Origin of the sequence: Nocardioides sp. S5, assembly GCF_017310035.1 — a bacterium.
Classification (GTDB): Bacteria; Actinomycetota; Actinomycetes; order Propionibacteriales; family Nocardioidaceae; genus Nocardioides.
In genome coordinates this window covers 3,987,047-4,011,576 of sequence record NZ_CP022296.1, presented here as the reverse complement: position 1 = coordinate 4,011,576, position 24,530 = coordinate 3,987,047, and the positions used below count along the sequence as shown (strand labels likewise).

The following is a 24,530-nucleotide window of genomic DNA, read 5'->3' as shown; positions in this document are numbered from 1 at the left end:
GATCCGTGAGTGCGTGCGAGGAGGTGGCCGAGTGCATCCGTTGCTTGAGTGTGGGGCCGACCTCCGTGCCGTGTTGAAGGACGTCTCGTCGGTCGAGCCGGCGTTCATGACGACTGCGGACAAGCAGGCAGCGTTGGTGGCGCTGACCGAGGTCCGATCCCAGCTCGATGCCGTGACGGCGCGGCTCCTCGCCGCCTCCGATGACGTGGCCGAGGCGCACGGGTTGCGTGATGCCGCGGCGTGGCTGGCAGTGCAGACCCGCATGACCCGGGCGGAGGCCCGACGGGTCCTGGCTCTGGGGCGGGGGTGCGAGCAGCACCCCGCTGTGGGGGCTGCGCTGTCGGGTGGCGGGCTGCGTGCCGAGCAGGCGCGGGTGGTCGTGGAGGCGGTCGACGCGCTCCCGGGGCGGGTCGAGCGCGAGACGCGCGAGAGGGCGGAGACGGTGCTTCTCGATCTGGCCGCCCAGCACGACGCCCGCGAGCTGAAGCAGATCGGCAAGCGGATCCTCGACGTGGTCGCGCCCGAGGTGGGCGAGTCGCACGAGGAGGCGGTGCTGCGGGCTGAGGAGGACCGCGCCACCGCCGGTGTGGAGCTCAGTCTGGTCGATGACGGGGAAGGGCGCTGTCACGGCCGGTTCGTGGTGCCGTCTCATGTGGGTGCGATGTTGAAGCGGCACCTGCTGGCGCTGGCGAACCCGGCCCGCCACACCGAGGACGAGCTCCGCGACGAGACAGGCGAGTGGAAGCCGCTGCGCCGCCGCCTCGGGGAGGCGTTGGTCGAGTACGTCGAGCGCTATCCGGTCGACGCGACGCCGCAGACCGCGGGGGTGAACGCCACGGTGGTGGTGACCATGACGATCGAGCAGCTGCTCGCCGATCACGCGACCGCGCTGCTCGATGATGGCTCGCGGATGTCCGCGGGCCAGGCGCGGCGGCTGGCGTGCGAGGCCGGGATCATCCCGGTCGTGCTGGGCTCGACGTCGGTGCCGCTGGACATGGGGCGTGCGGCGCGACTGTTCACCAAGGCACAACGCATCGCGCTCGGCTTGCGCGACGGCGGCTGCACCGCTCGCGGATGCGAGACCTCGGCGTCGGGTTGCCACGCCCACCACGACGACCCCTGGTCCAGGGGCGGACTCACCGATCTCGCCAACGGCCGGCTCCTGTGCCCACGACACCACCGCCTGGCCCACGACTCCCGCTACGCGGTGACCGTCCACGCCGACAACTCCGTCACCTTCACCAGACGGACGTAGGCCGACGGGAGTGCTCGTCGCTACTCGACCACCGAGGTGGTGAAGACCTCGACCACGTAGGCGTCGTGGTCGGAGAGTCGCTTGCCGTCGTGTTCGGCCAGGATCCGCGATGCCGTGGTCGCGGTGCCGCGCGGGACGGCGACGTGGTCGATGCTGAGCAAGTCTTCTATCGGGTGGGGCAGGTCGGCGGTGGGAACGGCGAGACCGAGCTGGTCGACAGCGTCGAGGACGACCGTCCTGCCGCCCAGCGATCCGGCGTACTCCTTGCCGCTGATCGCGTGGTTCCAGTCGCCGCCCCAGACGAGTACGTCCGCCGCGCGGAGGTGGAGCAGCAGGTCGTCGACCGCGTGGGCGGTCTTGTCGGCGTGCTTGGTGCCGGTCCACGGCGCGCGGGACTGGCAGCCCTTCCACGGAAGGATCGAGCTGACGTACGTCGTCGCGCCGACCTGGGCGGCCGCGCTCGCCGGGTGTGGGTCGGGGAGTGAAGCCATCGGCAGGCGGCTGGCGATCCCGGCCCATCGCCGACGCGCTGCCATCCGTGACTGCGTGAGGTGCAGCGCGTACCCGGGCAGGCTCGACCGCTCGTTGACCTCGGTCAGCAGCCAGACGTCGCAGTCGGCTTCGAGCAGGAGGGCGAGGTGGGCGTCCGACCAGCGGCCGGCGAGGTTCCAGGTCCCGATGCGCACGGACGCATCCTGCCGGACACGACGGCGGCTTCAGGTGGTGAGGAGGTCTGGTGCCACCAATGCCAGGAGTGGTGTGTCGGTGGGGGCTTCGGGATCAGCGTCAAGCTCGATCGAGGTCCCGGCCTCAGCAACCCGCGCCGTTCCCGTGTCGATGGGCCACTTGACCCATACGAGCACAAGCTCGGGATGCCGCTCTACGAAGGTGGTGTACGCGCTCCGGCAGATCTTCGTGAAGGCAGGGTCCGACCGATCAACGCCCAAGCCGGCAAGCGACCAGGCGAACATGTAGAGGGGGAGCACGTGGTCGAAGTCGTACTCCTCTTGCACCTCGCCGAGGAGACGGTCCACGAGCGACAGGTCGGTCATGCGTTCGGGTTCCCTTCGAGCGGGATCTTCACCTTGGTGCCGTTCTGCGAGACAACGACATAGGGGCCACTGGTCAGCGCATCGGGTCGACTGTCGCCGTAGCCCTCCATGATGCGGATCTGGCGATCGTAGTGGTCGGGATCCTTGAATCGGACGCCATCGCCGCGTGCGCTGCTCGAGGACGGCCAGTCGCGCAGGAGTCGGCGCACCTCTTCGGCTGGCATCCCGTGCAGGTCTTGCGGGTCGAAGAGCTTCGGGTCCGTGATCGTCGCAGCGATCCTTGCCAGCCGTGCTTCACGCGCCCCGCGCCATCCCAACGGGTTCAGCATCTCCCCTCGCTCGTCCCGGACCGACGCACGGGCGAACCGACTGAAGCCCTCGCGCGAACGCACCAGCTGGTCCTCGGCGGTCCGCAGCCGCGACGCGGCAGACGCGACGACCGCGCGCAGGGCGGTCAGGAGTGCGTGGAAGCGTGGCGCCTGGGCGCGGATGCGGGCGAGGGCGGCACCTGCCTTGACGCCTCCGCCGAGACCACCGGTGATGCCGGCGACGATCGCGGTGAGGGCGACCTCCTCGACGATCATCTGGCCGATCTCGGCGAGGAGGGAACGGGTACGGGTACGCGTGTCCTCCACCGCCGCGGCGTAGTCGTCGCACGCGTCGGCGAGCGCGAGGAGCTGGTCCGCGGTGTCCTCCACGAGCGATCGCAGCTCGGAGATCGCCGACAGGGCGAGTGGGATCTCCGGGGACAGCTGGCGGTCCAGCAGGCGGGTGACGGCATCGAGATGGCCGGTGAGGTCGGCGACCGACGCACCCGTACGCCGCCAGCAGCCGGCCGCGTCGCGGAGTCTGTCGACATCGGCGCCCGGCCAGACGAATCCCTCGACCTGGTCGAGGATCCATGCGTGGACGTCGCCGAGTCCCGTGGCGACCGAGCCGCCCAGGCTGGAGGGCGGAAGGTCGGGTGAGACACGGAGGAACGCGTCCGCGTCGAGGCCGCTGCCGGTGTAGGCGTTCGTCCTTGTCCCGGCAGCGGCGGCCTCGGCGCGCGCGTGGGCCTGACCACTGAGGTCGACGAGCCGCCCGAGCCCGATCAGGGCATGGGTGAGGTCGGCGAGGGCGCCCACGGCCTCGCGCGCGGCTGGGTCGTAGGCGGCGGCGAAGTCGCTGCTGGTGGCGTCGTCGCCCGCCATGGCGGCGTACCCGCCCAGCTTGCCGGCCAGCGACTCGGTGAGGAGCGCGGCGACGTGGTTGGCGGTCCGGCACACGCCAGCCGCCTCGGCGTAGCCCCCGCACTCGACGCTGATCCGCACCACTCCACCCTTGTGGAGTCGGCCCGGGTGGCGGCACCCCTCGGGACGGATCTGTGGACAAGGAGTGGGGTCTCGATACGCCGCTCGTTCCTCGCAGCTACTCGACCACCGAGAGAGGAGAGGATGGTTTCGAGGCTCGCTGCGCTCGCACCTCAACCGGCGAAGGAAGTGGCTTCCACGACGACGTCGGCCGCACCGCGCGTCGACGAGACGAGGCGGGCGTTGGGCTCGTCGACCCGGTCCACCCAGGCCCGTGCGGCGTCGGGCGACTTCCCGAACTCCTCGTGCCGCCGGACCAGCCGCTCACGGCGTACGCCGTCGTCGACCCCGGCGAACCACACCTCGGCCAGCAGGGGGCGTACGTGCTCCCACCCGCCGTCGGGCAGCAGGAGGTAGTTGCCCTCGGTGACCACCAGCCGCGCCGCCGGCGGGATCGCAACGGCAGCGGCGATCGGCTGCTCGAGGTCGCGCTCGAAGCCGGGGACGTAGAGGACGGAGTCCGGAGCGGCGTGCAGGCGGGCCAGCGTCGCGACGTAGCCGTCGACGTCGAAGGTCTCCGGCGCGCCCTTGCGGTCACGCAGCCCGAGTCGGTCGAGCTGGACGTCGGCGAGGTGGAAGCCGTCCATCGGCAGGTGCGCGACGGCATCGGCGCCGAGCCGCAAGCCCAGGGCAGACAGCAGCGCCGAGGTGAGCGTGGACTTCCCCGACCCGGGCGGGCCGGTGATCCCGAGCACTGCACGAGTCGACCGGTCGAGGAGGGACCCGGCGCGGTCGACCAGCGCGAGCGGGAACGGGGTCATGTCGCTCGCCGCAGGTCCAGCGTGATGCGTGCGAGCTCGTCGTAGTGGTCCGGGGGAAGGTCGAGCGCCTGCCGCACCCGCCACCGGCCGATGAGGGCGTACTCCTCCTCGGCCGTGGGTAGGTCGTTCTGCGGGTCGAGGTCCCGGAGCCCGATGGTGAACCAGCGCATCGCCTCGCGCAGGCGTCCAGCTCCCTCGAGGGTGTCGGCGACTCGCTCGAGCGCCTCGGAAGGCAGGCTGGGGCCACGCTGCCGGAGGTCGAGGAGCAACGGTTCGGCTTCCTGGCCGCGGCCTGCCTCGACGAGGAACGAGACGCGCATGGCGCGAATGACGTCGGCATCCTCGGCAGAGGTGGGGCCGGCTTGATCGAGGGTCGCGAGCGCCGCTTCGACATCTCCGCGCATCGCCTGGTGGTCTGCGATCACCTGCAACACGTCGAGACGCCCGGGATCCTCGGGGGCCATCGTCGTCAACAGCTCGGTCGCCGGTCCTAGCGTGTCGACGCGAGGGTTGAACTCCCACGAGTCGATCAAGTCGTGGACCTCGTCCAAGGAGAGCGGCATGGATCCATCCTTCCGCACGCCGCCCATGGTCTAGCGGATGCCGATGACGTCCGCGGGGATCGGGCGGATCGCCCCGCGGGTGGCGAGGTGCACCACCTCGCAGGGCACGCCGGCGCGTCGCGCGGACGCGTACAGGCTCCGCGCCCAGGCGCGGTCGCTGTCGGTGACGACGTCCTTGCCGGGGCGGGACCGCAGGAAGGCGACGCGGGCTCCCGGCGCCACCTCGTTGTCGAGCATCAGCAGGAGGTCCGCGAGGCCGTCCGCCTCGGACGTGTCGGGCGGATCCTCGGCCTCTGCGATCTCGGTGAGGTGCGGCAGTGGTCGGTCGTCGACGACGAGCATCATCCAGACGCTGTGGCCGCTGAAGCTCCACGGCCCCATCAGCTCGCGCCACGCATCTTCCATCTGGGTCTGGGTGGTGAGGACTGGTTCGAACATGGCGCCGAGCCTGCCTGCGGAGAGGGCGGTTGGCGAACGGGTCTCCACAGGCGCGACGGCTGTCCACAGATCCGCACGAGCTGCTTGTGGCGTGGGACTGCCCGGGCTTTGGCTGGAGGCATGTCTCGGAATCCCACTCCCGGCTTTCGCCGGCACCCGCGCGTCGCGGACCGGATGTCAGCGGCCGACCACGACCTCGTCACGCAGTCCCTCGCTGCTGAACGGGCCGGCGACGCCGCCCGCGCGCTGGAGCTGCACGCCTCGGTCCCGGCGCTCAACCTGAGGAGCCGGCACAACATCCTGCTGGCACAAATCGCCGCACTCGGCACCGAGCTCCCCGACTGGGTGTGGGCGCGGTGGATCGCCTACCAGGCCGTCCGGTGCGAGGACCCGGACTCGGAGACGGGGAAGATGCAGCGGGTTGCGCTGAAGTACGCCATCGAGACCTTCCACGAGGACCAGCTCGCCGACTGCCACGCCAACGGTGGCGACCCGGTCAAGGTGGTCTCGTGGGTGGGTGCCGAGTCATGGCTGTTCCACCAGGTGCTCCTCCACGAGATGGGCGGGCTCGAGCGATTCGTCGACGAGCAGGTGACGGGGCGGCTGGCCGAGCACGCCGCCCTGGCACGCTCCTGGGTCGGAGCCCCGCTGGGCGGTTACCTGATCGGACCGAGCCTGCCCGGCGGGCGGCTCAGGATCGAGGACCTGACCGGCGGCTCGTGGACGGAGGTGCTCGACCTCGGCGCCCGTGACAGCGCAAGCGCCGGGTGGGTCCTCGGGCGGCTGGTGCCCAGCGGCATCGGCGACCTCCTCATGTTCGACACCGCACCGATCGCCGTCCCGGAGCGGGTGGCTCGTGCCGTCGCGGCTGCGCCGAAACCGTGGCTACGGGTGAAGGAGGCTCTCGACGAGGGCAGGCTGGTCGAGCGTGCCTTCATGCGCACCGACTACGAGCTGGTGACCGACGTGCCCAGCATCGAGCTGCTCAGGATCGGCACCCCGCCCGCCGACCTCGACCGAGTCACCGCGCAGCTGCGCGCAGGGCGGGACGAGATCCCGCGCGCGGCCTTCCGCATCCTGCGACGAGCAGCCGACGGAGTCGCGGATCGGACCGAGGCCCCTCGCATCGCGGCGGCGGTCCTCCAGCCCGCCGCCCTGGCGGACGCCCGACGGATGCTCGTCCGGGAGGGCCAGTACGACGTGTGGGCGGGATGGGCCGCGCTGGTGCACGAGCCGGCGCGCGGACTGCTCCTCGACCTCGCGCACGCGAGCCGGGCAGCCGGATGAGCTCATCCCTCTAGGTGCTACGAAGTGCTACGTTGGGCCCGTGAGGACGATCAGCCAGCGCGAGCTCCGCAACGACAACGCGGCGATCATCCGCGCCGTCGAGGAGGGGGAGTCCTTCACGGTGACCAGACGCGGGGTTCCCATCGCGCGACTGACGCCCGTCCCGGAATCGGACCTCCGGCGGGTCCGAGCTGCCGCTCCCGAGAACGACGTCACCGCGCTGCCGCGCGTGGCGGCCCTGCGGCCGATAGCCGACCACCTCGACGACCTCCGGGGAGACCGTTGAGACGGTGCTACCTCGACACGTCGGCTGCAGTGAAGCTGCTGGTGGCCGAAGCAGAGTCGGACGCGCTGGTGGTCGAGCTCCGTAGCGAACAATCCACCTTGGTGGCATGCCTGCTGCTGGAGACGGAGCTGCGTCGCGTCGTGGCACGCGAGCCTGCCCTGTCCCAGCAGGTCGTCACCCAGCTGCTGCGCGGCGTGGACCTCTACGACCTGCCGCCGCCCCTCTTCGCCCAGGCCGGCCTGCTTCCGGGGACTGACCTCCGATCGCTGGACGCCCTCCACCTGGCCGCCGCGATCCGGCTCGAGGTCGAGGCGGTCATCACCTACGACGCGCGCATGGCCGAGGCGGCGACGTTGCTGGGTCTCGACGTCCTCGCCCCGTCCTGATCCTCGGACTACGGTCGAACCCATGGCCGACCTCGCCGCCTCGCTCCGCCCGTACATCGACTCCGGCGCGGTCCCCGGCCTGGTCGCGCTGGTCTCACGCGGCGACGACGTCGAGGTCGCGGTCCTCGGACGCCAGGGCTCGGACGGTGCGCCGATGCGGCGCGACTCGATCTTCCGCGGCGCCTCGATCACCAAGCCGCTGACCGCCGCGCTCGCCATGCTGCTCGTCGAGGACGGGCTGCTCGACCTCGACGCCTCCGTCGGCGTGCTGCTGCCCGAGCTCGCCGAGCCGCGCGTGCTGCGTACGCCGACCAGCGCGCTCGACGACACGGTCGCGTGCGCGCGACCGATCACCGCGCGCCACCTCCTCGTGTCCACCGCCGGCCACGGGTTCGCGACCGTCGAGTCGCCAGTGGTGCCGCTGCTGGTGGAGCGGCTCGGCCAGACGTCGACGGACGTCGGCGCGGTGCCGGCGCCGGACGAGTGGATGCGGCGCCTCGCCGACATCCCGCTGATCCACCAGCCGGGGGAGGGATGGACCTACAACGCGTCGTACGACGTCCTCGGCGTGCTGCTCGCGAGGGCCGGCGCCCAGGAACTCGCGGACCTGATGGCCGAGCGGCTGCTCGGACCGCTGGCCATGGTCGACAGCGGCTTCCACGTGCCGGCCGCGCAGCGCGACCGCTTCACGACCTTGTACGGGCACCGGGACGGCGAGCTCGTCGTCACCGACGAACCCGACGGTGCCTTCGCGCAGCCGCCCGCCTTCGCCTCCGGCGCGGGCGGGATCGTCACCACCGCCGACGACATGCTCGCCTTCGGCCGGATGCTGCTCGCCGAGGGAGACGGACTGCTCCAGCCGCTGTCGGTGCGTCGGATGATGACCGACCACACCACCGCGCAGCAGCGCGAGATGGGCGGCTTCTTCCTCGACGGGCAGGGCTGGGGCTTCGGCGGCGGCGTGGACACCTCGGTCCGGCAGCCGTGGAACGTCGTCGGTCGCTACGGCTGGGTCGGTGGCACCGGCACCGCGGCGTACGTCGACCCGCAGCACGCCACGGTCAGCGTCCTCCTCACCCAGGTCGAGCTCGGGGGACCGGAGTCGGCGGGAGTGCTGGAGGCGTTCTGGACGGCCGCCGCCCCGTGAGAAGGCGAGGCGTCCCGACGCGCCAGCAGCTGAGGATCAGGGCTGGAAGACCACCTTCACCATGCCCTCCTCCTTCTTCTGGAAGTGCTCGTAGGCACGGGGTGCCTCGCTCAGCGGGAGGTGGTGGGTGGCGAAGGCGTCGACGCCGAACGGGTCGTCCTCGACCAGCATGGCGAGCAGCTCGTCGGTCCAGCGACGCACGTTGGCCTGGCCCATCCGGATCTGCACCTGCTTGTCGAAGAGCTGCATCATCGGCATCGGGTCGGCCATGCCGCCGTAGACGCCCGAGATCGAGATGGTGCCGCCGCGGCGTACGGCGTCGATGGCGGTGTGCAGCGCGGCGAGCCGGTCGAGGCCGGCCTTCTTCATCATCGGCTCGGCCACGGCGTCCGGCAGCAGGCCGGTCATCTTCTGCACCACCTGCGCACCACCGGAGCCGTGGGCCTCCATGCCGACGGCGTCGATGACGGCGTGCGGTCCGCGGCCGTCGGTGGCCTCGCGGATGATGTCGCCGACGCTGCCGACCTCGTTGGCGTCGTCGAGGTTGAGCGGCTCGGCGCCGAAGGCCTCGACGCGGGCCAGCCGCTCCGGCACGCGGTCGACGGAGAAGACCCGGTGGCCGGCGCGCACGCCCATGCGGGCAGCCATGTCACCGATCGGACCGGCGCCGAGGACGAGGAGGGTCCCGCCGTCGGGGACGTCGGCGTACTGCAGGGCCTGCCACGCGGTGGGCAGGACGTCGGAGAGGAACAGGAAGCGGTCGTCGGCGTGCTCGTGGGGCACCTTGACCGGCAGGAAGTCGGCGAAGGGCACGCGCAGGTACTCGGCCTGGCCGCCCGGCACCTGGCCGTAGAGCTTGCTGTAGCCGAAGAAGCTCGCACCGGTCCCGTGCTCGTGGTTCTGCGTGGTCTCGCACTGGCTGTAGAGCTGCTGGTCGCACATGAAGCAGGAGCCGCACGAGACGTTGAAGGGGACCACGACGCGGTCGCCGACCTTCAGGTTGCTGACGCCGGAGCCGGCCTCCTCGACGATGCCCATCGGCTCGTGGCCGACGACGTCGCCCGCCTCCATGAACGGCGCGAGCGTCTCGTAGAGGTGGAGGTCGGAGCCGCACAGGCCGGTCGACGTGATCTTGATGATCGCGTCAGTGGGCTCCTCGATGCGCGGGTCGGGGACCTCGGTGACCTGCATGTCGTGGACGCCTTGCCAGGTGACTGCCTTCATCGGGTGAACCGCCTTCGGGTCGGGGTGTCGAAGGCGTTCGGTACCCGGGTCGCTGGCGGGCATGCGGGGCGCGCTCCAGCAACCCCCGTGGCGACGACGGCCAACGAACGATCAGGCACCCAGGGCGTCGAGGCCGTGGTAGACCGCGAAGGCCGGCCAGACGATCCCCTCGAGGATCGCCAGGACGTGCTGCCAGAAGCCGTCGGCCTGGATCCAGAAGTAGACCCACGCACCGAACATGCCGATGCCGTAGATCGCGTTGCCCGCCTGTCCCGCGGTGCTGCCGCTGCGCTCACCCATGGTGGCCTCCCTCGTCAACGACGCTAGGCGGTCGCGCGGCCCGTCGACAGGGTTGTTCGGCCTCCCGTGCGGAAGATCCTCATGGGTGACATTCGGCCCTCCCGTGTCCCGCGCGCCGTCCCTAGCGTGGGGGCACGGCTCGACGGGAGGGGGACGCGTGGTCGACGACGTGCTGGTGGTGGACTCGCTGGTCCGCCGCTTCGGTGACCTGACGGCGGTGGACGAGGTGTCCTTCCGCATCGCGCCGGGCGAGACGTACGGACTGCTGGGGCCCAACGGGGCCGGGAAGACGACGACCATCTCGATGGTCGCCGGCCTGATTGCGGCGCACGCGGGCACGGTGACGGTCGCCGGACAGGCGATGACGACGCGGACCACCGAGCCCAAGAAGCACCTCGGCCTGGTGCCGCAGGAGCTCGCGATCTATCCCGACCTGACCGGCCGGGAGAACCTCGCCCTCTTCGGCAGGCTCCACGGTCTGCGGGGCGCCGAGCTGAAGGCGCGCGTCGACGAGGTGCTCGCGCTGATCGGTCTCGTCGACCGCGCCAAGGACCGCAGCAAGGAGTACAGCGGCGGCATGAAGCGCCGCCTCAACATCGGCATCGGCCTGCTCAACCGACCGACCCTGCTGATCCTCGACGAACCGACCGTCGGCGTCGACCCGCAGTCGCGCAACGCGATCCTCGAGTCCGTCGAGGCGCTGTCGGGCGAGGGGATGGCCGTGCTCTACACGACGCACTACATGGAGGAGGCCGAGCGGCTCTGCGACCGCATCGGCATCATCGACTCGGGCCGGCTCCAGGCCGAGGGCACCCGCGACGAGCTCATCCGCCTGACCGGCGGCGTCGACACGATCCGGCTCGGCGGCACGGGGGACCTGGCCGGTGCAGCCGACGAGCTGCGCCGGATCCCGGGGGTCGAGCGGGTCGAGACCGAGCGGCGGTCTGCTGTCCTCACCGTTCGCGACGCACCGTCGCTGGTCGCGCAGGTGGTGGGCGCGGCAGCCGCGCGCGGCGTGACGCTCGCGGACGTCGAGATCTCGCGGCCCGACCTCGAGTCGGTCTTCCTGCACCTCACCGGCAAGGGCCTGAGGGACTAGGCCGCGACGATGCGACAGCTCCTCGCCCTCACCGGGTCCGACCTGCTGCAGCGGATGCGCGACAAGTCGGTCCTCCTCTTCGCCCTCGTGGTGCCGCTGGCGCTCATGTCGGTCTTCAACCTCGTCTTCGGCCAGGCCGACGACATCGAGATCAAGCCCCTCACCGTCGCCGTCAGCGTCGCGGCCGGTGACGACCTCGCCCAGGTGCTCGTCGGCGTCGTGCGGTCGCTCGACGACGCAGGCGGGCTCGACGTCACCGTCACCGAGGTCGACGAGGCGGGCGCCCGGCAGCACGTCGAGGACGGCGACGCGGCCATCGCCCTGCTCGTGCCCGACGGCTTCGCGCAGGCGGCCCGGGCGGGCGAGCCGGTGACCGTCGAGGCCGTACGCGGCGACGAGGCCGGGATCGAGGCCGACATCGTCCTCTCCGTCGTCGACGGCGTGCTCGACCAGATCGCGTCCGGCGCGGTGACCGCGCAGGCCGCGCTGGCCGAGGGGGTGGCGGCGGCTGACCTCGACGCCCTCGTCGAGCAGGCCACCGGCGGCGGTCCGGCGTACGACCTCACGAGCGGCGAGGCCTCCGACGAGCAGCTGGGCGCGGGTGCCGCGCTCGTGGCCGGACAGGCGGGGCTGTTCCTGCTGTTCACCGTGAGCTTCGGCGTCACGGGCCTGCTCGTCGACCGCGAGTCCGGCACGCTGGCCCGGCTGAGGTCGATGCCGATCCCCGCCTGGGTCGTGGTCGCGTCCAAGGCGCTGGTGAGCTTCCTGCTCGGCGTGGTCTCGACGGGGATCCTGCTGGGGGTGGGCGCCTACCTCTTCGACGCCGACTTCGGCTCCGTCCCGGCCGTCGTGGCCCTCGTGCTCTGCGCGGCGGCCGCCGGCACGTCGGTGATGTTCCTGATCGTGCGGGTGGCCCGCACCAGCGAGCAGGCCGGCATCGCGACCTCCATCGTCGCGCTGGTGCTCGGGATCGGGGGAGGGGCGTTCTTCCCGGTCAGCGCGACGGGTCCGCTGTCGCGGGTGCTCGACCTCAACCCGGTCGCGGCCCTGCTGCGCGGGCTCGGCACCACCTCGGGAGGCGGCGGTCTCGGCGACGTCGGAGTGCCGGTCGCGATCATGCTGGGCTTCGTCGCGGTGATGCTCGTCGTCTCGCGGCTGGTCCCCGACCGGGGGGTGATGTCATGAGGAACGCGCTCACCGTCGCCGGCACCGAGCTGCGGCTCTTCCTGCGCGACCGCTCCAACCTCTTCTTCGTCTTCGTCTTCCCGCTGCTGCTCGTGCTGATGATCGGCCTGCAGTTCGGCGAGGGCGCCAGCACGGGCCGGGTCGCCGTCAGCGGCACCGCCTCGGACCTGCGGTCCGGGCTGGTCGAGCGCCTCGAGGGTGACGACGTCGTGGTCAGCGACCCCGCCTGGGAGGACGCGCTGGCGCTGCTGGCCCGCGGTCGGCTGGACGCCGCCGTACGAGTCGACGACGCGGCAGCATCGGCGTACGACGCGGGGCGGGGGCTCACGCTCGAGGTCGTGCGGGGCTCGTCGGGCAACGCCCAGGTCGTCGAGCAGCAGGTGCGGGTCGCGGTCGACGCGCTCCGTTCCGACCGCGGCAGGCTCCTCGCGCTGGAGGGCGCGGGTGTGCCGCCCGACCGCGCCGCCGCAGCGGTCGAGGCCGCCGAGGGCCAGGTCGTCGCACCACGGCTCGAGGTCACGAGCGTGGACCGGTTGAGCCAGGAGTTCGAGGGCATGGGCCAGTTCGAGTTCGGCGCCTCGGGGCAGCTGCTGCTCTTCACCTTCCTCGCCTGCCTGGGCGGCTCGGCGACGCTCATCCAGGCCCGGCGGCTGGGCGTCGTCTCCCGGATGCTCGCGGGACCGATGACCGCGCGCGAGCTGGTCGCCGGCCAGATCCTGGGCCGCTGGGCGATCGCGCTCTTCCAGGGCGGCTACCTGATGCTCGCCACCAGCCTGGTCTTCGGCGTCGACTGGGGCAGCCTGCCGCTCGCGCTGCTCGTGCTGCTCCTCTTCAGCCTGGTCGCCGCCGGAGCGGCGATCCTCCTCGGCACCCTGCTGGAGAACGAGGGTGCCGCGGGCGGCGCGGGCGTCGGGTTCGGCCTGGTGCTCGCGGCGCTCGGCGGGTCGATGTTCCCCCTCGAGCTGTTCCCCGACACGATGCGGGCGATCTCGCGGATCACACCGCACGCGTGGGCCTACGAGGCGCTGGCCGACATCCAGCGCCGCGGCGCCGGTCTGGTCGACATCCTGCCCCAGCTCGGTGTGCTCGCCGTGATGGCGCTCCTGCTCGCGACCGTCGGCGGCTGGTCGCTGCGGCGCAGCCTGGCGCGCGCGATGTGAGGGTGTGCCCTCAGGTGCCCACCCCGACGGGCGTTGTGTGGCGCGGGGCCGTCGTCGACGGTGGAGGCATGACTGACGAAGCGCAGCAGGCAGCGGTCGAGGCAGCCCAGCGGGTGGTCGACGAGGTGAGCTCCTACCAGTACAGCGCCGAGGACAGCACGATCGCGCAGCAGCTCGACGAGGGCCTCAGCAAGGCCCGGGTGTCGCTGGACGACGACGAGCGCACGCGCATCCTCGCCGAGATCGACGACATGAAGGACGAGCAGTCGAGCGCGCCGCAGGTCAGGTCCGCGACGCCGGCGGAGTGATCCGGTGGACGTCCGCGGACTGCTGACCGAGGGCTTCGGCCGCATCACCGAGCTGTACGACGGTGTGGCCGACGGCCTGGACGAGCGCACGTTGCACGAGCGCCCCGGCGGCACCGGCAACCCGGTCGGGTGGCTGCTGTGGCACCTCGCGCGGGTGCAGGACGACCACGTCGCCGACCTCGCCGGACAGCCGCAGGTCTGGGAGGACTTCCAGGACCGCTTCGGCCTGCCCAACGGCACCGACGACATCGGCTTCGGCCACACCAGCGAGCAGGTCGACGCGATCCGCATCCAGGACCCCCGGCTGCTCGTCGACTACCACCACGAGGTGACGCTCGCGACCGCGCGCTACCTGCTCACCGTCGACGAGGCGGAGCTCGAGCGCGAGGTCGACCAGGACTGGGACCCGCCCGTCACGGCGGGCCAGCGCCTCGTCAGCATCCAGGGCGACTGCCTGCAGCACCTCGGGCAGGCGGCGTACGTCGTCGGGCTGCTGCAAGCGACCGACGTCTGACACGGGCTGGGACGATGGGTGCATGCCCGTCGATCTCGTCGTCCGCAGCGCCGGCTTCGCGCCGGTCAAGGGGATGCGGCACCGCCCGGTGGCGCGGCTGGAGCTCGACGAGCGGGGCGCGGTGGGCGACCGCGCGTGGTGTCTCGTCGACGTCGGGGCGCGGCGGGTGCTGCGCACCGTCCAGCACCCGTCGCTGATGGGCGTCGTCGCGTCCGTCGACGACAGCAGCCTCGCGCTGACCCTGCCCGACGGGTCGTCCGTCGACGCGGTGCCGGAGGCGTCGGGGGAGACGGTGACGTGCGACTACTGGGGTCGCCCGGTCGGGCTCACGCTGACCGAGGGTCCGCACGCGTCTCTGGCGTCGCGCTTCCTCGGGACGGACGTGCGCCTGGCTGCCGCGCCGCGCGGCGGGGTGGTCTTCGGCGACCCGGTCACCCTCGTCGGCACCGCGACCCTGGAGGACCTGGCCGAGCGCCTCGGCCGCCCCGTCGAGACCGGCCGGTTCCGCGCCACGCTCGTCGTGGAGACCGACGAGCCCTACGTCGAGGACACCTGGCTGGGCACCAAGGTCGGGGTGGGCGGCGCGCGCCTGCGGGTCGGCGTACCGGTGCCGCGGTGCGCGGTCGTCGACCACGATCCCGACAGCGGCGCGAAGGACCTCCGCCTGCTGAAGGCGTTGGTCGGCTCGCGCCCGACGAACGCCGCGGGGGAGCCGGTGCTGGGGGTGTACGCCGCCTGCGTGCGGCCGGGCGTGGTCGCGCCCACCTGAGGTGAGCCTGAGGTGAGCCTGAGGTGAGCCCGCGGTGAGATGGAGCAGAATCACCCGGACGGGTGCATACTTGGATCAAATGACCTCCTCGAGCGGCTCACGGCCGAAGCACCTGAAGAGCAGTCCGTTCAAGCCTGCGGCGGAGGCGGAGATCAAGGTCTTCGACGTGGACGACCGGGTCAGCCACGACATGTACGGCCTCGGCAAGGTCGTCAAGGTCGACAGCCACGCGGTGACGGTCGACTTCGGCTCGCAGGCCTACCGGATCACCCCGCCCTTCGCGAAGCTGCACCACCTCTGAGCCTCCTGGCCCCCCTGCGCAGCTGACCCCGGGTCAGCCGCAGGGCACCGACCCGAGCCGTGCCAGACCCTCACGGTCACCCGGCCCCAGCTCCACCTGACCGGTGTTGTCGGCGTACATCAGCTCCATCGGCTCCGCCACGTGGTCGAGGCCGACCACGTGGGCGAGCTCGTGCACCACGATCGCCTCCACCATCCGCGGCTGCTGGGCCACCGCCGCGTCGGTGAAGGCCTCGACGTCGAGCACGATCCCCCCGGTGACGTAGTAGCGCCGGCCTTGCGCGCCGTCCTCGGCGGCCGCGCCGCCGAGGCCCGCGACGGGACCGGCCAGACCCGGGAACTCCGCGTCGTCGCCCCAGCCGATCACCACCGGTCGGCCGCCGCCGAGCCGCACGAGCGGGCCCGTGAAGGGGCGACGGTCGGTGTCGCCGGCGTCCTCGAAGGCCAGCCCGGTCGCGGCGGAGATCCGGTCGACCGCCCGCTCGACGAGGGGGCGCATCCCCTGGGGCATCCCGGCGGGGTTCACGGCGTACTCCACCTCGGTGCACGGATCCCACCCGACCGGCGCCGTGGAGCCGGGCTGTGTGGCGGAGAAGGCGTACGCCCCACCGAGCGACTCGATCGGCGGCGCGGTCAGCACGCGCTCCGCCCCGAGGCCGACGAGGCGCCGCACGCCCTGCATCTGTGACGACGGGTGGAGCAGCACGATCGCTGCCAGCAGCGCCACGGTGAGGACGACCGAGACGGACGTCGAGCGGTGGCGGCGGGGCACCCGACGAGTATCGCCGGGGAGTGGTCAGCGCGTGCGGAGTCCGCGGATCACGAGTGCGTGCGTTGACTGATCAGCGGAGGCCCGTGGGCGAGGTCGACCGTCGCCAGGAGCGAGGACAGTGCGTCGATCGCCTCCATCGCCGTGCTGTCCCAGAGGTAGGCCGACGCCGTGCCGGCCAGGTCGTCGGCCTGCCACTGCTCGAGCAGCCGCTCGATGGCCACTTCGGCTTCCCGCCTCGATGCCTCGACCTCGCTCATCCGTGCAGCGCGGCGGGCCGTCATCGCGGCGTGCGCGACACGGTCGTGGTCGAAGCCTCCTACGGGGATCACACTCTTCACCTGCCCAGCCGCGGGTGGACCATGCACCGATTGACGAGGTCTGGAGGAAACCCAGAGGAGGTCTTGCGGGTAGGCCGTCGTCAGGCGGAGACCTGGCGCCAGAGTGCGACGGTCGACTCGACGGCGCGGGAGTAGTGCCCGTCCGCCGCCTCGGCGATGGCGCGCAGCGCCGCGAGGGCGGTGACCATGTCCGCGCAGCCGCGGCGCCAGCCGTCGTACGCCGCCGCCCCGGCGCTGCTCGCGACGCCGGTCCAGCCGGCGCCGAGCTGCTCCTGCGCCGCGTCGACCTCCCCGGCGAGGGCCAGCAGCCCGCGCTGGCAGGCCGCCAGCTCGAGGACCGCAGCGCGCAGCTCGTCGAGGTCGACGTCGTAGGCCCTCACCCGAGCCGCCCGGAGAGCTGGTCGCCGCGCGCCGCGCTGCCGGTGTCGGTGGCCTCGAGGTCGCGCCGCGCGAGGTCGATCGCGCCGAGCAGGGCCGACAGCGCGTCGACGACGTCGGTGGCGGCACCGTCCCACTCCTGCCAGCGCGAGGAGAAGTGCGTCGCGGCGTCGCCGCGCCAGGAGGCGAGCAGCGCGTCGACCGTGGCAGCTGCGGCGCGACGGCGCTGGTCGAGCTCGGCGAGGCGCGCGGACATCGAGGACGAGGCCGCGTCGTGGGCGGCGCGGTCGAGGCTGAGGTTTCCCGAGAGGATCATGGCTCCGATGGTGGCGATCGGGTCGCCTGCGGCGACACCCCCGCGCGGCGATCTGTGGACAGTGCCCCGACGGAGGTGCCGCGCGTCGGAGGTGACGCCTAGGGTGAGGCCAACCCACCTCGGAGGTAGTACTCGTGGACACCATGACCCCTGTCTACGGCTCGGGCACCCTGCTGCTCATCGCCGCGCTCGCCGTCGCAGTCCTGCTCGTCCTCATCATCGTGCTGCGCATGCACGCCTTCGTGGCGCTCGTGCTCGTCAGCATGGGCACGGCCGTGGCAGCGGGGGTGCCGCTCGCGGACGTCCCGTCGGTCGCGATAGCGGCCTTCGGCAGCACGCTCGGCGCCGTGGCGCTGCTCGTCGGCCTCGGCGTGATGATCGGCCGGTTGCTGGAGGTGACCGGCGGTGCGCAGGTGCTGGCCGACACGCTGATCAGCCGCTTCGGGGAGAAGCGCGCACCCCTCGCGCTCGGCATCGCGGCGCTGCTCTTCGGCCTGCCGATCTTCTTCGACGCCGGCCTCGTGGTCTTCCTGCCGATCATCTTCTCGGTCGCCAAGCGCTTCGGCGGCTCGGTCCTGATGTACGCCCTGCCCGCGGCCGGCGCGTTCGCCGCGATGCACGCGATCGTCCCGCCCCACCCGGGTCCGGTCACCGCCGCCACCGAGATCGGCGCGAGCATCGGCCTCACGCTGCTGGTGGGCGTCGTGGCTGCCGTGGTCGCGTGGTTCGTCGGCGTGTACGCCGTCACGATCGGCTGGCTCGGCAAGGTGCACGTCCCGGTCGACGACTCGGTGCTCACCGGCGGCCGCGAGGTCGACGAGGGCACCCGGCCCGGCTTCGCCCACGTGCTCGGGATCCTGCTGCTCCCGGTCCTGCTGATCGCGGGCAACACGATCCTCACCACCCTGCGCACGAACGGGACGATCGCGGAGGATGGCGGCGTCGCGGACTTCTTCATCTTCATCGGCCAGACCCCGATCGCGCTTCTCATCGCGCTGCTGGTGGCGACCTACACCCTCGCGATCCGGCGCCACTCGCGCGCCGAGGTCGAGGGCCTGCTCAACGACGCGCTCGGCCCGATCTGCGCGATCATCCTCATCACCGGCGCGGGCGGCATGTTCGGCGGCGTGCTCCGCTACAGCGGCATCGGCGAGGCGCTGTCGGACTCCCTCGCGGACCTCGGGCTGCCGCTGATCGTCTCGGCCTTCGTCATCGCCACGATCCTGCGCGTCGCCCAGGGCTCCGCGACGGTCGCGCTGACCACCACGGCGGGCCTGCTGTCCGCGGCGGTGGCCGAGGCCGACCCGTCCTCGCTGCAGCTCGTCGCACTGGTCCTGGCCATCGCCGCCGGCGCGACCGTGCTCTCGCACGTGAACGACTCGGGCTTCTGGCTGGTCGGCCGGTTCTTCGGGATGGACGTCAAGACCACCCTCAAGACCTGGACGGTCCTGGAGACCACCCTCGGCCTCACGATCTTCGTGATCGCGCTGGGTGTGTGGGCGGTCGGATGACGTCGCAGCAGGAAGCGCCGCTCCACCTCGTCTTCATGGGCATCTCGGGGTCGGGCAAGTCCACGGTGGCCGAGGCCGTCCGCGAGCGGTTGGGCTGGGAGTTCGCCGAGGGTGACGACTTCCATCCCGAGGCCAACGTCGCCAAGATGCGCGAGGGCATCCCGCTCACCGACGCCGACCGGTGGGGCTGGCTGGAGTCGCTGGCCGCCTGGACCGCGGAGCGCGACGACAGGGGAGAGCCCACGATCATCACGTGCAGCGCCCTGCGCAGGGCCTACCGCGACGTGCTGCGGCGCGGTGGTGACGGGACGTTCTTCGTCCACGCCACCGGCGACAAGCACATGATCCTCGAGCGGATGAACGCCCGCGACCACTTCATGCCGCCGAGCCTGCTGGAGTCCCAGCTCGACACCCTCGAGCCGCTGCACCCGGACGAGCACGGGATGGACGTCGACCCGGCAGTGCCGGTGGACCGGATCGCGGCGCTGGTGCTGGCGCGCCTGGGGCTCGAGCCGGGCGACGCCCGCGGCTGAATTGACGTCAATTCAACCCAGCCCACCCGTCTCGGCGCGCCTCAGTTGAGGACGACGATGCCGGCGTTGAGCGCCGTCGCGAAGCAGGTCCACGCGAGGTAGGGCACGAGCAGCCACGCGGCGACCCGCGAGGTGCGCCACGCACGTGCGATCAACGCGGCCACGGCGACGTCGAGCAGGGCGATGTCGACCAGTGCCAGGACGTAGCGATCGGCGGAGAAGAACAGCGGTGTCCACGCGAGGTTGAGGACCAGCTGGCCGGCCCACAGCCACAGCACGCCGTCCCAGCCGCGGGCTCGCCAGAGCAGCCACCCGACGACCGCGATGAAGAGGTAGAGCACCGACCACACCGGGCCGAAGAGCCACGCCGGAGGAGCGAAGGGTGGCAGCTCGAGCGCGCGGTAGGTCGCCTGCGCCGACGCGGCCGCCAGCCCGCCGACGCCCGCCACGACCGTGACAGCGACGAGGAAGGGGATGACCGTCCACCACTGGCGGGCGGGCGGCACGAGGGGCATGTCCCGAGAGGTCATGTCCCCATCATGCCGACCGTCCGTGCGGCAGGCCTCAGCCGTCGAGGCGGGACCGCAGGACCGCGTCGGCGATCGCGATCTCCTCGCCGGTCTCGGGGTGCGGCTGGGTCCGCGGCCGCGATTCGCACACCTCGACCGTCCACTCCTCGCCCAGCGCTGGCAGCAGCTGGTCGGCGGTGTGCATGAAGGACTCGTGGCCTCGACGGAGCCCGGAGTGGACGTCGCTCGGCGCGTGGCCGACGACGAGCAGCGTCCCGCCCGGGGCGACGGCGGAGGCGAGCCGGCGTACGACATCGACCATGCCGCCGTCGGGCAGGTGCACGAAGTGCGCGGTGACGAAGTCCCAGGTCTCGCCGTCGGGCTCGAACGTGCGCACGTCGAGCAACCGGGTCTCGACGCGGTCGCCCACGCCGGCGTCCGCGGCGTGCTGCGTCACCCGGGCCAGGGCCGCCTCGGCGAAGTCCGACGCCGTGACCTGCCAGCCCCGCTCGGCCAGCCACAGGGCGTCGCCGCCCTCCCCGCAGCCGACGTCGAGCGCGCGCCCCGGCGCGAGGTCGGCCGCCTCTGCCGCGAGCTGGACGTTGACCCGCCCGCTCCAGACCTTGTCGCCGGAGTAGCGCTCCTCCCACGCGGGCCGCTCGAAGATGCTGTCCCGCCGCTCCGCGACTGCGGCCGCCGCCTCCTCGCCCGCGAGCTCGGCGTTGATCCACGCGCCGACGCGGACGCCGTGCGCCGCGGACGCGATGAGGACCATCGAGATGTCGGTGACGTTGCCGGCGGCGAAGATGCCCGGCACCGAGGTGGCACCGGTCGGCTCAACCGGGACGACCGAGCCGTAGGCGACGCCGTTCATCTCGAACGGCGCCGGCTCGATGCCGAGCGGGCCGAGGTAGTCGACGCGCACGTGCGGCATCGAGGCCACCACGATCGCGTCGCGCTCGAGCATCGTGCCGTCGGCGAGGCGGAGCCCGACGAGCGCGTCGCCGTCGTCCGTGGCCACGACCTCCTGCGGTGTGCCGTGCACGACCCGCACGCCGATGGCGGTCATCTTCTCCAGTTCCTCGACGGGCAGCTGGACGTCGTCGAAGACGACGAGGGTCACGTCGTCGGAGAGCTGGCGGAAGAGCAGGCCCTGGTGACCTGCCATCGGGGTGGTGCCCAGGACGGCGATCCGCTGGTCGCGGACCTCCCAGCCGTGGCAGTAGGGGCAGTGCAGCACGTCCTTGCCCCACCGCTCGGCGAGCCCGGGCACGTCGGGCAGCTCGTCGCTCACGCCACCCGCGACCAGGATGCGGCGTGCGGTGACGCGGCGGCCGCCCTCGGTCGTGACGAGGAAGGAGCCCGCCTCCCCGGACAGGCCCACCACGCGGTCGGCGAGCACCTCGACGCCGTACGCCGCCACCTCGGCGCGGCCGATCTCGAGCAGGTCGAGTGGAGGGACGCCCTCGCGCCCGAGGTAGTTGTGCGCGTGGTCGGCAGGGGCGTTGCGGGGCTCGCCGGCATCGATCACCAGCACGGAACGCCGCGACCGGCCGAGGGCCATCGCACCGCTCAGGCCGGCCACGCCGCCGCCGACCGCCACCACGTCGAAAGTCATGTCATCGCTCATGCAGACGATGATGCACAGGCCTTCGCAGTATTGACAAACATCATTGCCGTAATGGCAAACTAGCCGCATGAATGACGAGGGAGTGCTGCGCAACGTCGGACCCCGGCTGCGCCAGCTGCGGCTGGAGCGGGAGGCGACGCTGACCGACCTCGCCGAGGAGACCGGGATCTCGGTGAGCACGCTCTCCCGGCTGGAGTCGGGGCAGCGCAAGCCCACCCTCGAGCTGCTGCTCCCGCTGGCTCGCGCCCACCGGGTCGCCCTCGACGAGCTCGTCGACGCCCCCGAGACCGGCGACCCCCGGATCCGCTCGAAGCCGGTGGTGCGGCACGGGCGCACCTTCATCTCGCTCACCCGGCGCCCGGGCGGGCTGCAGTCGTTCAAGATGGTCATGCCGGTCGACCGGGGGGACCCGTCGCCCACGCTGCAGACCCACGAGGGCTACGAGTGGCTCTACGTCCTCAGCGGGCGTGTCCGGCTGGTCCTCGGCACGCGTGACCTGAAGCTCGAGCCCGGCGAGGTCGTCGAGTTCGACACCCGTACGCCGCACTGGATCGGCAATCCGGGCCCCACGCCCGCCGAGGTGCTGGCGATCTTCGGGCCGCAGGGGGAGCGGATGCACGTGCGCTCCTGAGAGGCATGCCCCGGGGTGAGGCCGGTGTCGGTGCCCGGTGGCACCGTGGGCGCATGGCGATCCGCACCGGCACGACAGTGAAGTGGAAGTGGGGCTCCTCGTGGGCCGAGGGCACCGTGAAGGAGGTCCACCACGACGACGTCTCCCGCACGACGAAGGGCAACGAGGTCACGCGCCACGGCAGCGACGACGACCCGGCCTACGTCATCGAGCAGGAGGACGGCACCACCGTGCTCAAGCTCGAGAGCGAGGTCGAGCGCGCCTGAGGGGCACGCTCCTAGGCTGGCGGGCATGACGACCCGCTGGCTCTTCGGCGACCAGCTCGGCCCGCACTTCGTCGACGACCACCGCGGTCGGCTGCTGATCGTGGAGTCGACCGGCGTCTTCCGCCGCCGGCGCTTCCACCGCGCCAAGGCGCACCTCGTGCTCAGCGCGATGCGGCACCGCGCCGCCGACCTCGGCGACCGGCTGACCTACGTGCAGTCCGGGACCTACGCCGAGGTCGTGCGCGAGGTGCAGGAGCGCGACGAGGTCGAGGTCCTGCACCCGACGTCGTACGCCGCGCTCGGGCTGGTCGAGCGGCTCGGTGCGACCGTCCTGTCACCGCGCGGGTTCGCCACCGCCCGGGAGGACTTCGAGCGCTGGGCCGAGGGACGGGGTGGCAAGCGGCTGCTGATGGAGGACTTCTACCGCCGCGCCCGGCTCGCCCACGGTGTGCTGGTCGACGGCGCGGAGCCGGCCGGCGGGAGGTGGAACTTCGACCACGACAACCGCGAGCCCGCGCCCAAGGGGGCGACGACCCTCGGCGTCACCGAGCCGTGGTGGCCGACCGAGGACGACATCGACGCCGAGGTCCGCGAGGACCTCGACCGGTGGGAGCGCGACCTCGGCATCGAGACCATCGGGCGCGACGGCCCACGCCGGTTCGCCGCCACGCGCCGCGAGGCGCTCGCCGCCCTCGACCACTTCGTCGAGCACCGTCTCCCCGAGTTCGGCGCCCACGAGGACGCGATCCTCGAGGGCGACGACTGGATGGCCCACAGCCTCGTCAGCGCCCCGATGAACCTCGGCCTGCTCGAGCCGCTCGAGGTCGTCGAGCGCGCCGAGGCGGCCTACCGCAGCGGTGCGGCGCCGATCGCCAGCGTCGAGGGCTTCGTGCGCCAGGTGATCGGTTGGCGCGACTACGTGTGGCACCTCTACTGGCACCAGGGCGACGACTACCGCCGGGAGAACGCGCTGCGGGCCACCGAGCGCATGCCGCAGTGGTTCGCCGAGCTCGACGGCGCCGCGACCGACGCCCGCTGCCTCTCCCACACCCTCGACAAGGTCGCCGAGCACGGCTGGGTGCACCACATCCCGCGGCTCATGGTGCTGGGTTCGTACGCCCTCCAGCGCGGGTGGGCGCCGACGCAGGTCACCGACTGGTTCCACCGGGCCTTCGTCGACGGCTATGACTGGGTGATGGTGCCCAACGTGGTGGGCATGTCCCAGCACGCCGACGGCGGGGTGATGGCGACCAAGCCCTACACGTCCGGCGGCGCCTACATCAACACCATGTCCGACCACTGCGGCTCGTGCCGCTTCAATCCCAAGGTGCGGGTGGGCGAGGACGCCTGCCCGTTCACCGCGGGCTACTGGTGGTTCCTCGACCGGCACCGCGAGACCTTCGCCGGCAACCACCGGATGGCCCGTGCGGTCAACGGGCTCGACCGGCTCAAGGACCTCGACGGGCTCCTCGCCCAGGAGGACGCGCGCGGCAACCGCGCACCCTGAGCCGAATCGCTAGGCTCGCGCCGACGCGGCCGATCGGGCCGCCGCCGACACGACCACTGGGGGACACATGCGCAGCGAGCTCTTCGACCGGGCCAACCAGGAGAACGCGACCGCCGAGCGGTTCAGCCTCCACCACCGCAAGACGCTGCGCGTGGTGCTCGGCGAGCCGGTGCTCGCGGCCAAGGGATCGATGATCGCCTACCAGGGCCAGGTGAGCTTCGAGCACAAGTCGGCCGGCTCCATCGGCAAGATGATGCGCCGGCTGGTGACCTCGGAGGACACCCCGCTGATGACCGTCGCCGGTCAGGGCGAGGTCTTCTTCGCCGACGCCGCGAAGGACGTCTTCCTCGTCGGCCTCGAGGGCGACGGGCTCTCGGTCAACGGCAGCGCGCTGCTGGCGATGGACGCCTCGCTCGAGTACGACGTGCACCGGGTCAAGGGCGCGGGGATGATGAGCGGCGGCATGTTCAACACCCTCGTCCAGGGCCACGGCACCGTGGCGCTCACCAGCGACGGCCAGCCGCTGATCCTCGACTGCTCGCAGACGCCGACCTTCGTCGACATCAACGCTGCGGTCTGCTGGTCGGCCGGCCTGGTGCCGCAGGTGGTCAACTCGATGAACATGAAGTCGATGCTGCGCGGCGGCACCGGTGAGGCCTTCCAGTACGCCTTCCAGGGTCCCGGCTTCGTCGTGGTGCAGCCCTCCGAGGGGCCGGTCGTGCCGCCCCACAGCCACGGCTCGGGCGGCTGACC

Annotated in this window: 32 protein-coding genes; 18 read left to right on the top strand and 14 right to left on the bottom strand. The window is 72.0% G+C overall.

All coding sequences use genetic code 11. The features are described from left to right. Positions 1–106: 106 nt before the first annotated feature. Positions 107–1,255 (top strand): HNH endonuclease signature motif containing protein, encoded by a 1,149-nt coding sequence (locus CFI00_RS19835; RefSeq protein WP_207082694.1) that lies wholly within the window; start codon positions 107–109, stop codon positions 1,253–1,255. 20 nt (positions 1,256–1,275) lie between these two features. On the opposite strand, the gene CFI00_RS19830 is transcribed toward CFI00_RS19835, so the two are convergent. The 6 genes from CFI00_RS19830 to CFI00_RS19805 form a co-directional block, all read right to left on the bottom strand. Next, positions 1,276–1,941: an endonuclease/exonuclease/phosphatase family protein gene (locus CFI00_RS19830; RefSeq protein WP_207082693.1), complete on the bottom strand. Its 666-nt coding sequence runs from the start codon at positions 1,939–1,941 to the stop codon at positions 1,276–1,278. Between the two features lie 30 nt (positions 1,942–1,971). Further along, the gene (locus CFI00_RS19825; protein ID WP_207082692.1) at positions 1,972–2,307 is read right to left on the bottom strand and encodes a hypothetical protein; all 336 of its coding nucleotides are present in this window, start codon (positions 2,305–2,307) and stop codon (positions 1,972–1,974) included. Beyond that, positions 2,304–3,620 carry a hypothetical protein gene (locus CFI00_RS19820; RefSeq protein WP_207082691.1) on the bottom strand — a complete coding sequence of 439 codons (1,317 nt, stop codon included), beginning with the start codon at positions 3,618–3,620 and terminating at the stop codon, positions 2,304–2,306. Before CFI00_RS19820 ends, CFI00_RS19825 begins: the two co-directional genes overlap by 4 nt. Before the next feature lie 152 nt (positions 3,621–3,772). Next, a complete protein-coding gene (locus tag CFI00_RS19815; protein WP_207082690.1) occupies positions 3,773–4,420 on the bottom strand; it encodes a nucleoside/nucleotide kinase family protein in 648 nt (215 codons plus the stop codon). Then, positions 4,417–4,983 (bottom strand): hypothetical protein, encoded by a 567-nt coding sequence (locus tag CFI00_RS19810; protein WP_207082689.1) that lies wholly within the window; start codon positions 4,981–4,983, stop codon positions 4,417–4,419. The genes CFI00_RS19815 and CFI00_RS19810 overlap by 4 nt, the downstream gene beginning before the upstream one ends. 30 nt (positions 4,984–5,013) lie before the next feature. Beyond that, positions 5,014–5,421, bottom strand: a complete 408-nt coding sequence (locus CFI00_RS19805) for a hypothetical protein (protein ID WP_207082688.1) — start codon at positions 5,419–5,421, stop codon at positions 5,014–5,016. Between the two features lie 120 nt (positions 5,422–5,541). Between CFI00_RS19805 and CFI00_RS19800 the strand changes: the two genes are divergently transcribed. The 4 genes from CFI00_RS19800 to CFI00_RS19785 are packed head-to-tail and all read left to right on the top strand — an operon-like array spanning position 5,542 to position 8,527. Beyond that, the gene (locus CFI00_RS19800) at positions 5,542–6,708 is read left to right on the top strand and encodes a hypothetical protein (RefSeq protein ID WP_207082687.1); all 1,167 of its coding nucleotides are present in this window, start codon (positions 5,542–5,544) and stop codon (positions 6,706–6,708) included. Positions 6,709–6,748: 40 nt separating this feature from the next. After that, positions 6,749–6,994 (top strand): type II toxin-antitoxin system prevent-host-death family antitoxin, encoded by a 246-nt coding sequence (locus tag CFI00_RS19795; protein ID WP_207082686.1) that lies wholly within the window; start codon positions 6,749–6,751, stop codon positions 6,992–6,994. Beyond that, positions 6,991–7,380: a type II toxin-antitoxin system VapC family toxin gene (locus CFI00_RS19790; RefSeq protein WP_277988322.1), complete on the top strand. Its 390-nt coding sequence runs from the start codon at positions 6,991–6,993 to the stop codon at positions 7,378–7,380. Before CFI00_RS19795 ends, CFI00_RS19790 begins: the two co-directional genes overlap by 4 nt. Positions 7,381–7,402: 22 nt before the next feature. Then, positions 7,403–8,527, top strand: coding sequence for a serine hydrolase domain-containing protein (locus tag CFI00_RS19785; protein WP_207082684.1), 1,125 nt, complete (start codon positions 7,403–7,405; stop codon positions 8,525–8,527). Positions 8,528–8,563: 36 nt separating this feature from the next. On the opposite strand, the gene CFI00_RS19780 is transcribed toward CFI00_RS19785, so the two are convergent. Continuing rightward, positions 8,564–9,751 (bottom strand): zinc-dependent alcohol dehydrogenase, encoded by a 1,188-nt coding sequence (locus tag CFI00_RS19780; RefSeq protein ID WP_207082683.1) that lies wholly within the window; start codon positions 9,749–9,751, stop codon positions 8,564–8,566. A 111-nt stretch (positions 9,752–9,862) separates the two neighbouring features. Then, positions 9,863–10,051 carry a hypothetical protein gene (locus CFI00_RS19775; RefSeq protein WP_207082682.1) on the bottom strand — a complete coding sequence of 63 codons (189 nt, stop codon included), beginning with the start codon at positions 10,049–10,051 and terminating at the stop codon, positions 9,863–9,865. A gap of 157 nt (positions 10,052–10,208) precedes the next feature. Between CFI00_RS19775 and CFI00_RS19770 the strand changes: the two genes are divergently transcribed. The 7 genes from CFI00_RS19770 (at position 10,209) to CFI00_RS19740 (ending at position 15,387) form a co-directional block, all read left to right on the top strand. Further along, positions 10,209–11,150 carry an ABC transporter ATP-binding protein gene (locus CFI00_RS19770; RefSeq protein WP_207082681.1) on the top strand — a complete coding sequence of 314 codons (942 nt, stop codon included), beginning with the start codon at positions 10,209–10,211 and terminating at the stop codon, positions 11,148–11,150. A 9-nt stretch (positions 11,151–11,159) separates the two neighbouring features. Beyond that, positions 11,160–12,335, top strand: a complete 1,176-nt coding sequence (locus tag CFI00_RS19765) for an ABC transporter permease (protein ID WP_207082680.1) — start codon at positions 11,160–11,162, stop codon at positions 12,333–12,335. Then, a complete protein-coding gene (locus tag CFI00_RS19760) occupies positions 12,332–13,495 on the top strand; it encodes an ABC transporter permease (protein ID WP_207082679.1) in 1,164 nt (387 codons plus the stop codon). The genes CFI00_RS19765 and CFI00_RS19760 overlap by 4 nt, the downstream gene beginning before the upstream one ends. Positions 13,496–13,563: 68 nt before the next feature. Beyond that, complete coding sequence (locus CFI00_RS19755) at positions 13,564–13,803, top strand: hypothetical protein (RefSeq protein WP_207082678.1); 240 nt, start codon at positions 13,564–13,566, stop codon at positions 13,801–13,803. Between the two features lie 4 nt (positions 13,804–13,807). Continuing rightward, positions 13,808–14,317, top strand: a complete 510-nt coding sequence (locus CFI00_RS19750; protein ID WP_207082677.1) for a DinB family protein — start codon at positions 13,808–13,810, stop codon at positions 14,315–14,317. Positions 14,318–14,339: 22 nt separating this feature from the next. Continuing rightward, entirely contained in the window at positions 14,340–15,086 is a 747-nt protein-coding gene (locus tag CFI00_RS19745; RefSeq protein ID WP_207082676.1) for an MOSC N-terminal beta barrel domain-containing protein, read from the top strand. A 79-nt stretch (positions 15,087–15,165) separates the two neighbouring features. Beyond that, positions 15,166–15,387 carry a hypothetical protein gene (locus CFI00_RS19740; protein ID WP_207082675.1) on the top strand — a complete coding sequence of 74 codons (222 nt, stop codon included), beginning with the start codon at positions 15,166–15,168 and terminating at the stop codon, positions 15,385–15,387. Between the two features lie 33 nt (positions 15,388–15,420). Here the strand turns inward: CFI00_RS19740 and CFI00_RS19735 are convergent, their stop codons facing one another. The 4 genes from CFI00_RS19735 to CFI00_RS19720 form a co-directional block, all read right to left on the bottom strand. Continuing rightward, positions 15,421–16,158 carry a matrixin family metalloprotease gene (locus CFI00_RS19735; RefSeq protein ID WP_207082674.1) on the bottom strand — a complete coding sequence of 246 codons (738 nt, stop codon included), beginning with the start codon at positions 16,156–16,158 and terminating at the stop codon, positions 15,421–15,423. Between the two features lie 47 nt (positions 16,159–16,205). Next, positions 16,206–16,487: a hypothetical protein gene (locus tag CFI00_RS19730; protein WP_207082673.1), complete on the bottom strand. Its 282-nt coding sequence runs from the start codon at positions 16,485–16,487 to the stop codon at positions 16,206–16,208. Between the two features lie 89 nt (positions 16,488–16,576). After that, the gene (locus tag CFI00_RS19725; RefSeq protein WP_207082672.1) at positions 16,577–16,876 is read right to left on the bottom strand and encodes a WXG100 family type VII secretion target; all 300 of its coding nucleotides are present in this window, start codon (positions 16,874–16,876) and stop codon (positions 16,577–16,579) included. Then, a complete protein-coding gene (locus tag CFI00_RS19720) occupies positions 16,873–17,190 on the bottom strand; it encodes a WXG100 family type VII secretion target (protein ID WP_207082671.1) in 318 nt (105 codons plus the stop codon). The genes CFI00_RS19725 and CFI00_RS19720 overlap by 4 nt, the downstream gene beginning before the upstream one ends. 143 nt (positions 17,191–17,333) lie before the next feature. Between CFI00_RS19720 and CFI00_RS19715 the strand changes: the two genes are divergently transcribed. Together CFI00_RS19715 and CFI00_RS19710 are read left to right on the top strand one after the other, a co-directional pair. Then, positions 17,334–18,701, top strand: coding sequence for a GntP family permease (locus CFI00_RS19715; protein ID WP_242532914.1), 1,368 nt, complete (start codon positions 17,334–17,336; stop codon positions 18,699–18,701). Continuing rightward, a complete protein-coding gene (locus CFI00_RS19710) occupies positions 18,698–19,234 on the top strand; it encodes a gluconokinase (RefSeq protein WP_207082669.1) in 537 nt (178 codons plus the stop codon). Before CFI00_RS19715 ends, CFI00_RS19710 begins: the two co-directional genes overlap by 4 nt. A gap of 41 nt (positions 19,235–19,275) precedes the next feature. On the opposite strand, the gene CFI00_RS19705 is transcribed toward CFI00_RS19710, so the two are convergent. Both CFI00_RS19705 and CFI00_RS19700 read right to left on the bottom strand, forming a co-directional pair. Then, the gene (locus tag CFI00_RS19705; RefSeq protein WP_207082668.1) at positions 19,276–19,764 is read right to left on the bottom strand and encodes a TspO/MBR family protein; all 489 of its coding nucleotides are present in this window, start codon (positions 19,762–19,764) and stop codon (positions 19,276–19,278) included. A gap of 34 nt (positions 19,765–19,798) precedes the next feature. After that, positions 19,799–21,373, bottom strand: a complete 1,575-nt coding sequence (locus CFI00_RS19700; RefSeq protein ID WP_207082667.1) for a bifunctional NAD(P)/FAD-dependent oxidoreductase/class I SAM-dependent methyltransferase — start codon at positions 21,371–21,373, stop codon at positions 19,799–19,801. Between the two features lie 67 nt (positions 21,374–21,440). Here CFI00_RS19700 and CFI00_RS19695 point away from each other — a divergent pair, with 67 nt between their 5' ends. The 4 genes from CFI00_RS19695 (at position 21,441) to CFI00_RS19680 (ending at position 24,528) form a co-directional block, all read left to right on the top strand. After that, on the top strand, positions 21,441–22,004 hold the full coding sequence (locus tag CFI00_RS19695; RefSeq protein ID WP_207082666.1) for an XRE family transcriptional regulator: 564 nt from the start codon (positions 21,441–21,443) through the stop codon (positions 22,002–22,004). A gap of 53 nt (positions 22,005–22,057) precedes the next feature. Continuing rightward, entirely contained in the window at positions 22,058–22,270 is a 213-nt protein-coding gene (locus CFI00_RS19690; protein WP_207082665.1) for a DUF2945 domain-containing protein, read from the top strand. Positions 22,271–22,295: 25 nt separating this feature from the next. Next, positions 22,296–23,777, top strand: a complete 1,482-nt coding sequence (locus CFI00_RS19685) for a cryptochrome/photolyase family protein (RefSeq protein ID WP_207082664.1) — start codon at positions 22,296–22,298, stop codon at positions 23,775–23,777. Between the two features lie 67 nt (positions 23,778–23,844). Beyond that, complete coding sequence (locus CFI00_RS19680; RefSeq protein ID WP_207082663.1) at positions 23,845–24,528, top strand: AIM24 family protein; 684 nt, start codon at positions 23,845–23,847, stop codon at positions 24,526–24,528. Positions 24,529–24,530: the final 2 nt, after the last annotated feature.

What these genes read in the sequence shown, in the direction of transcription:
- CFI00_RS19685 (WP_207082664.1), top strand. Translation starts at nt 22,296, where the DNA reads ATGACGACCCGCTGGCTCTTCGGCGACCAGCTCGGCCCGCACTTCGTC.
- CFI00_RS19760 (WP_207082679.1), top strand. Translation starts at nt 12,332, where the DNA reads ATGAGGAACGCGCTCACCGTCGCCGGCACCGAGCTGCGGCTCTTCCTG.
- CFI00_RS19835 (WP_207082694.1), top strand. Translation starts at nt 107, where the DNA reads ATGACGACTGCGGACAAGCAGGCAGCGTTGGTGGCGCTGACCGAGGTC.
- CFI00_RS19765 (WP_207082680.1), top strand. Translation starts at nt 11,160, where the DNA reads ATGCGACAGCTCCTCGCCCTCACCGGGTCCGACCTGCTGCAGCGGATG.
- CFI00_RS19720 (WP_207082671.1), bottom strand. Translation starts at nt 17,190, where the DNA reads ATGATCCTCTCGGGAAACCTCAGCCTCGACCGCGCCGCCCACGACGCG.
- CFI00_RS19740 (WP_207082675.1), top strand. Translation starts at nt 15,166, where the DNA reads ATGACCTCCTCGAGCGGCTCACGGCCGAAGCACCTGAAGAGCAGTCCG.
- CFI00_RS19800 (WP_207082687.1), top strand. Translation starts at nt 5,542, where the DNA reads ATGTCTCGGAATCCCACTCCCGGCTTTCGCCGGCACCCGCGCGTCGCG.
- CFI00_RS19680 (WP_207082663.1), top strand. Translation starts at nt 23,845, where the DNA reads ATGCGCAGCGAGCTCTTCGACCGGGCCAACCAGGAGAACGCGACCGCC.
- CFI00_RS19715 (WP_242532914.1), top strand. Translation starts at nt 17,334, where the DNA reads ATGACCCCTGTCTACGGCTCGGGCACCCTGCTGCTCATCGCCGCGCTC.
- CFI00_RS19710 (WP_207082669.1), top strand. Translation starts at nt 18,698, where the DNA reads ATGACGTCGCAGCAGGAAGCGCCGCTCCACCTCGTCTTCATGGGCATC.
- CFI00_RS19775 (WP_207082682.1), bottom strand. Translation starts at nt 10,051, where the DNA reads ATGGGTGAGCGCAGCGGCAGCACCGCGGGACAGGCGGGCAACGCGATC.
- CFI00_RS19825 (WP_207082692.1), bottom strand. Translation starts at nt 2,307, where the DNA reads ATGACCGACCTGTCGCTCGTGGACCGTCTCCTCGGCGAGGTGCAAGAG.
- CFI00_RS19755 (WP_207082678.1), top strand. Translation starts at nt 13,564, where the DNA reads ATGACTGACGAAGCGCAGCAGGCAGCGGTCGAGGCAGCCCAGCGGGTG.
- CFI00_RS19805 (WP_207082688.1), bottom strand. Translation starts at nt 5,421, where the DNA reads ATGTTCGAACCAGTCCTCACCACCCAGACCCAGATGGAAGATGCGTGG.
- CFI00_RS19815 (WP_207082690.1), bottom strand. Translation starts at nt 4,420, where the DNA reads ATGACCCCGTTCCCGCTCGCGCTGGTCGACCGCGCCGGGTCCCTCCTC.
- CFI00_RS19695 (WP_207082666.1), top strand. Translation starts at nt 21,441, where the DNA reads ATGAATGACGAGGGAGTGCTGCGCAACGTCGGACCCCGGCTGCGCCAG.
- CFI00_RS19785 (WP_207082684.1), top strand. Translation starts at nt 7,403, where the DNA reads ATGGCCGACCTCGCCGCCTCGCTCCGCCCGTACATCGACTCCGGCGCG.
- CFI00_RS19810 (WP_207082689.1), bottom strand. Translation starts at nt 4,983, where the DNA reads ATGCCGCTCTCCTTGGACGAGGTCCACGACTTGATCGACTCGTGGGAG.
- CFI00_RS19705 (WP_207082668.1), bottom strand. Translation starts at nt 19,764, where the DNA reads ATGACCTCTCGGGACATGCCCCTCGTGCCGCCCGCCCGCCAGTGGTGG.
- CFI00_RS19700 (WP_207082667.1), bottom strand. Translation starts at nt 21,373, where the DNA reads ATGAGCGATGACATGACTTTCGACGTGGTGGCGGTCGGCGGCGGCGTG.
- CFI00_RS19690 (WP_207082665.1), top strand. Translation starts at nt 22,058, where the DNA reads ATGGCGATCCGCACCGGCACGACAGTGAAGTGGAAGTGGGGCTCCTCG.
- CFI00_RS19745 (WP_207082676.1), top strand. Translation starts at nt 14,340, where the DNA reads ATGCCCGTCGATCTCGTCGTCCGCAGCGCCGGCTTCGCGCCGGTCAAG.
- CFI00_RS19780 (WP_207082683.1), bottom strand. Translation starts at nt 9,751, where the DNA reads ATGAAGGCAGTCACCTGGCAAGGCGTCCACGACATGCAGGTCACCGAG.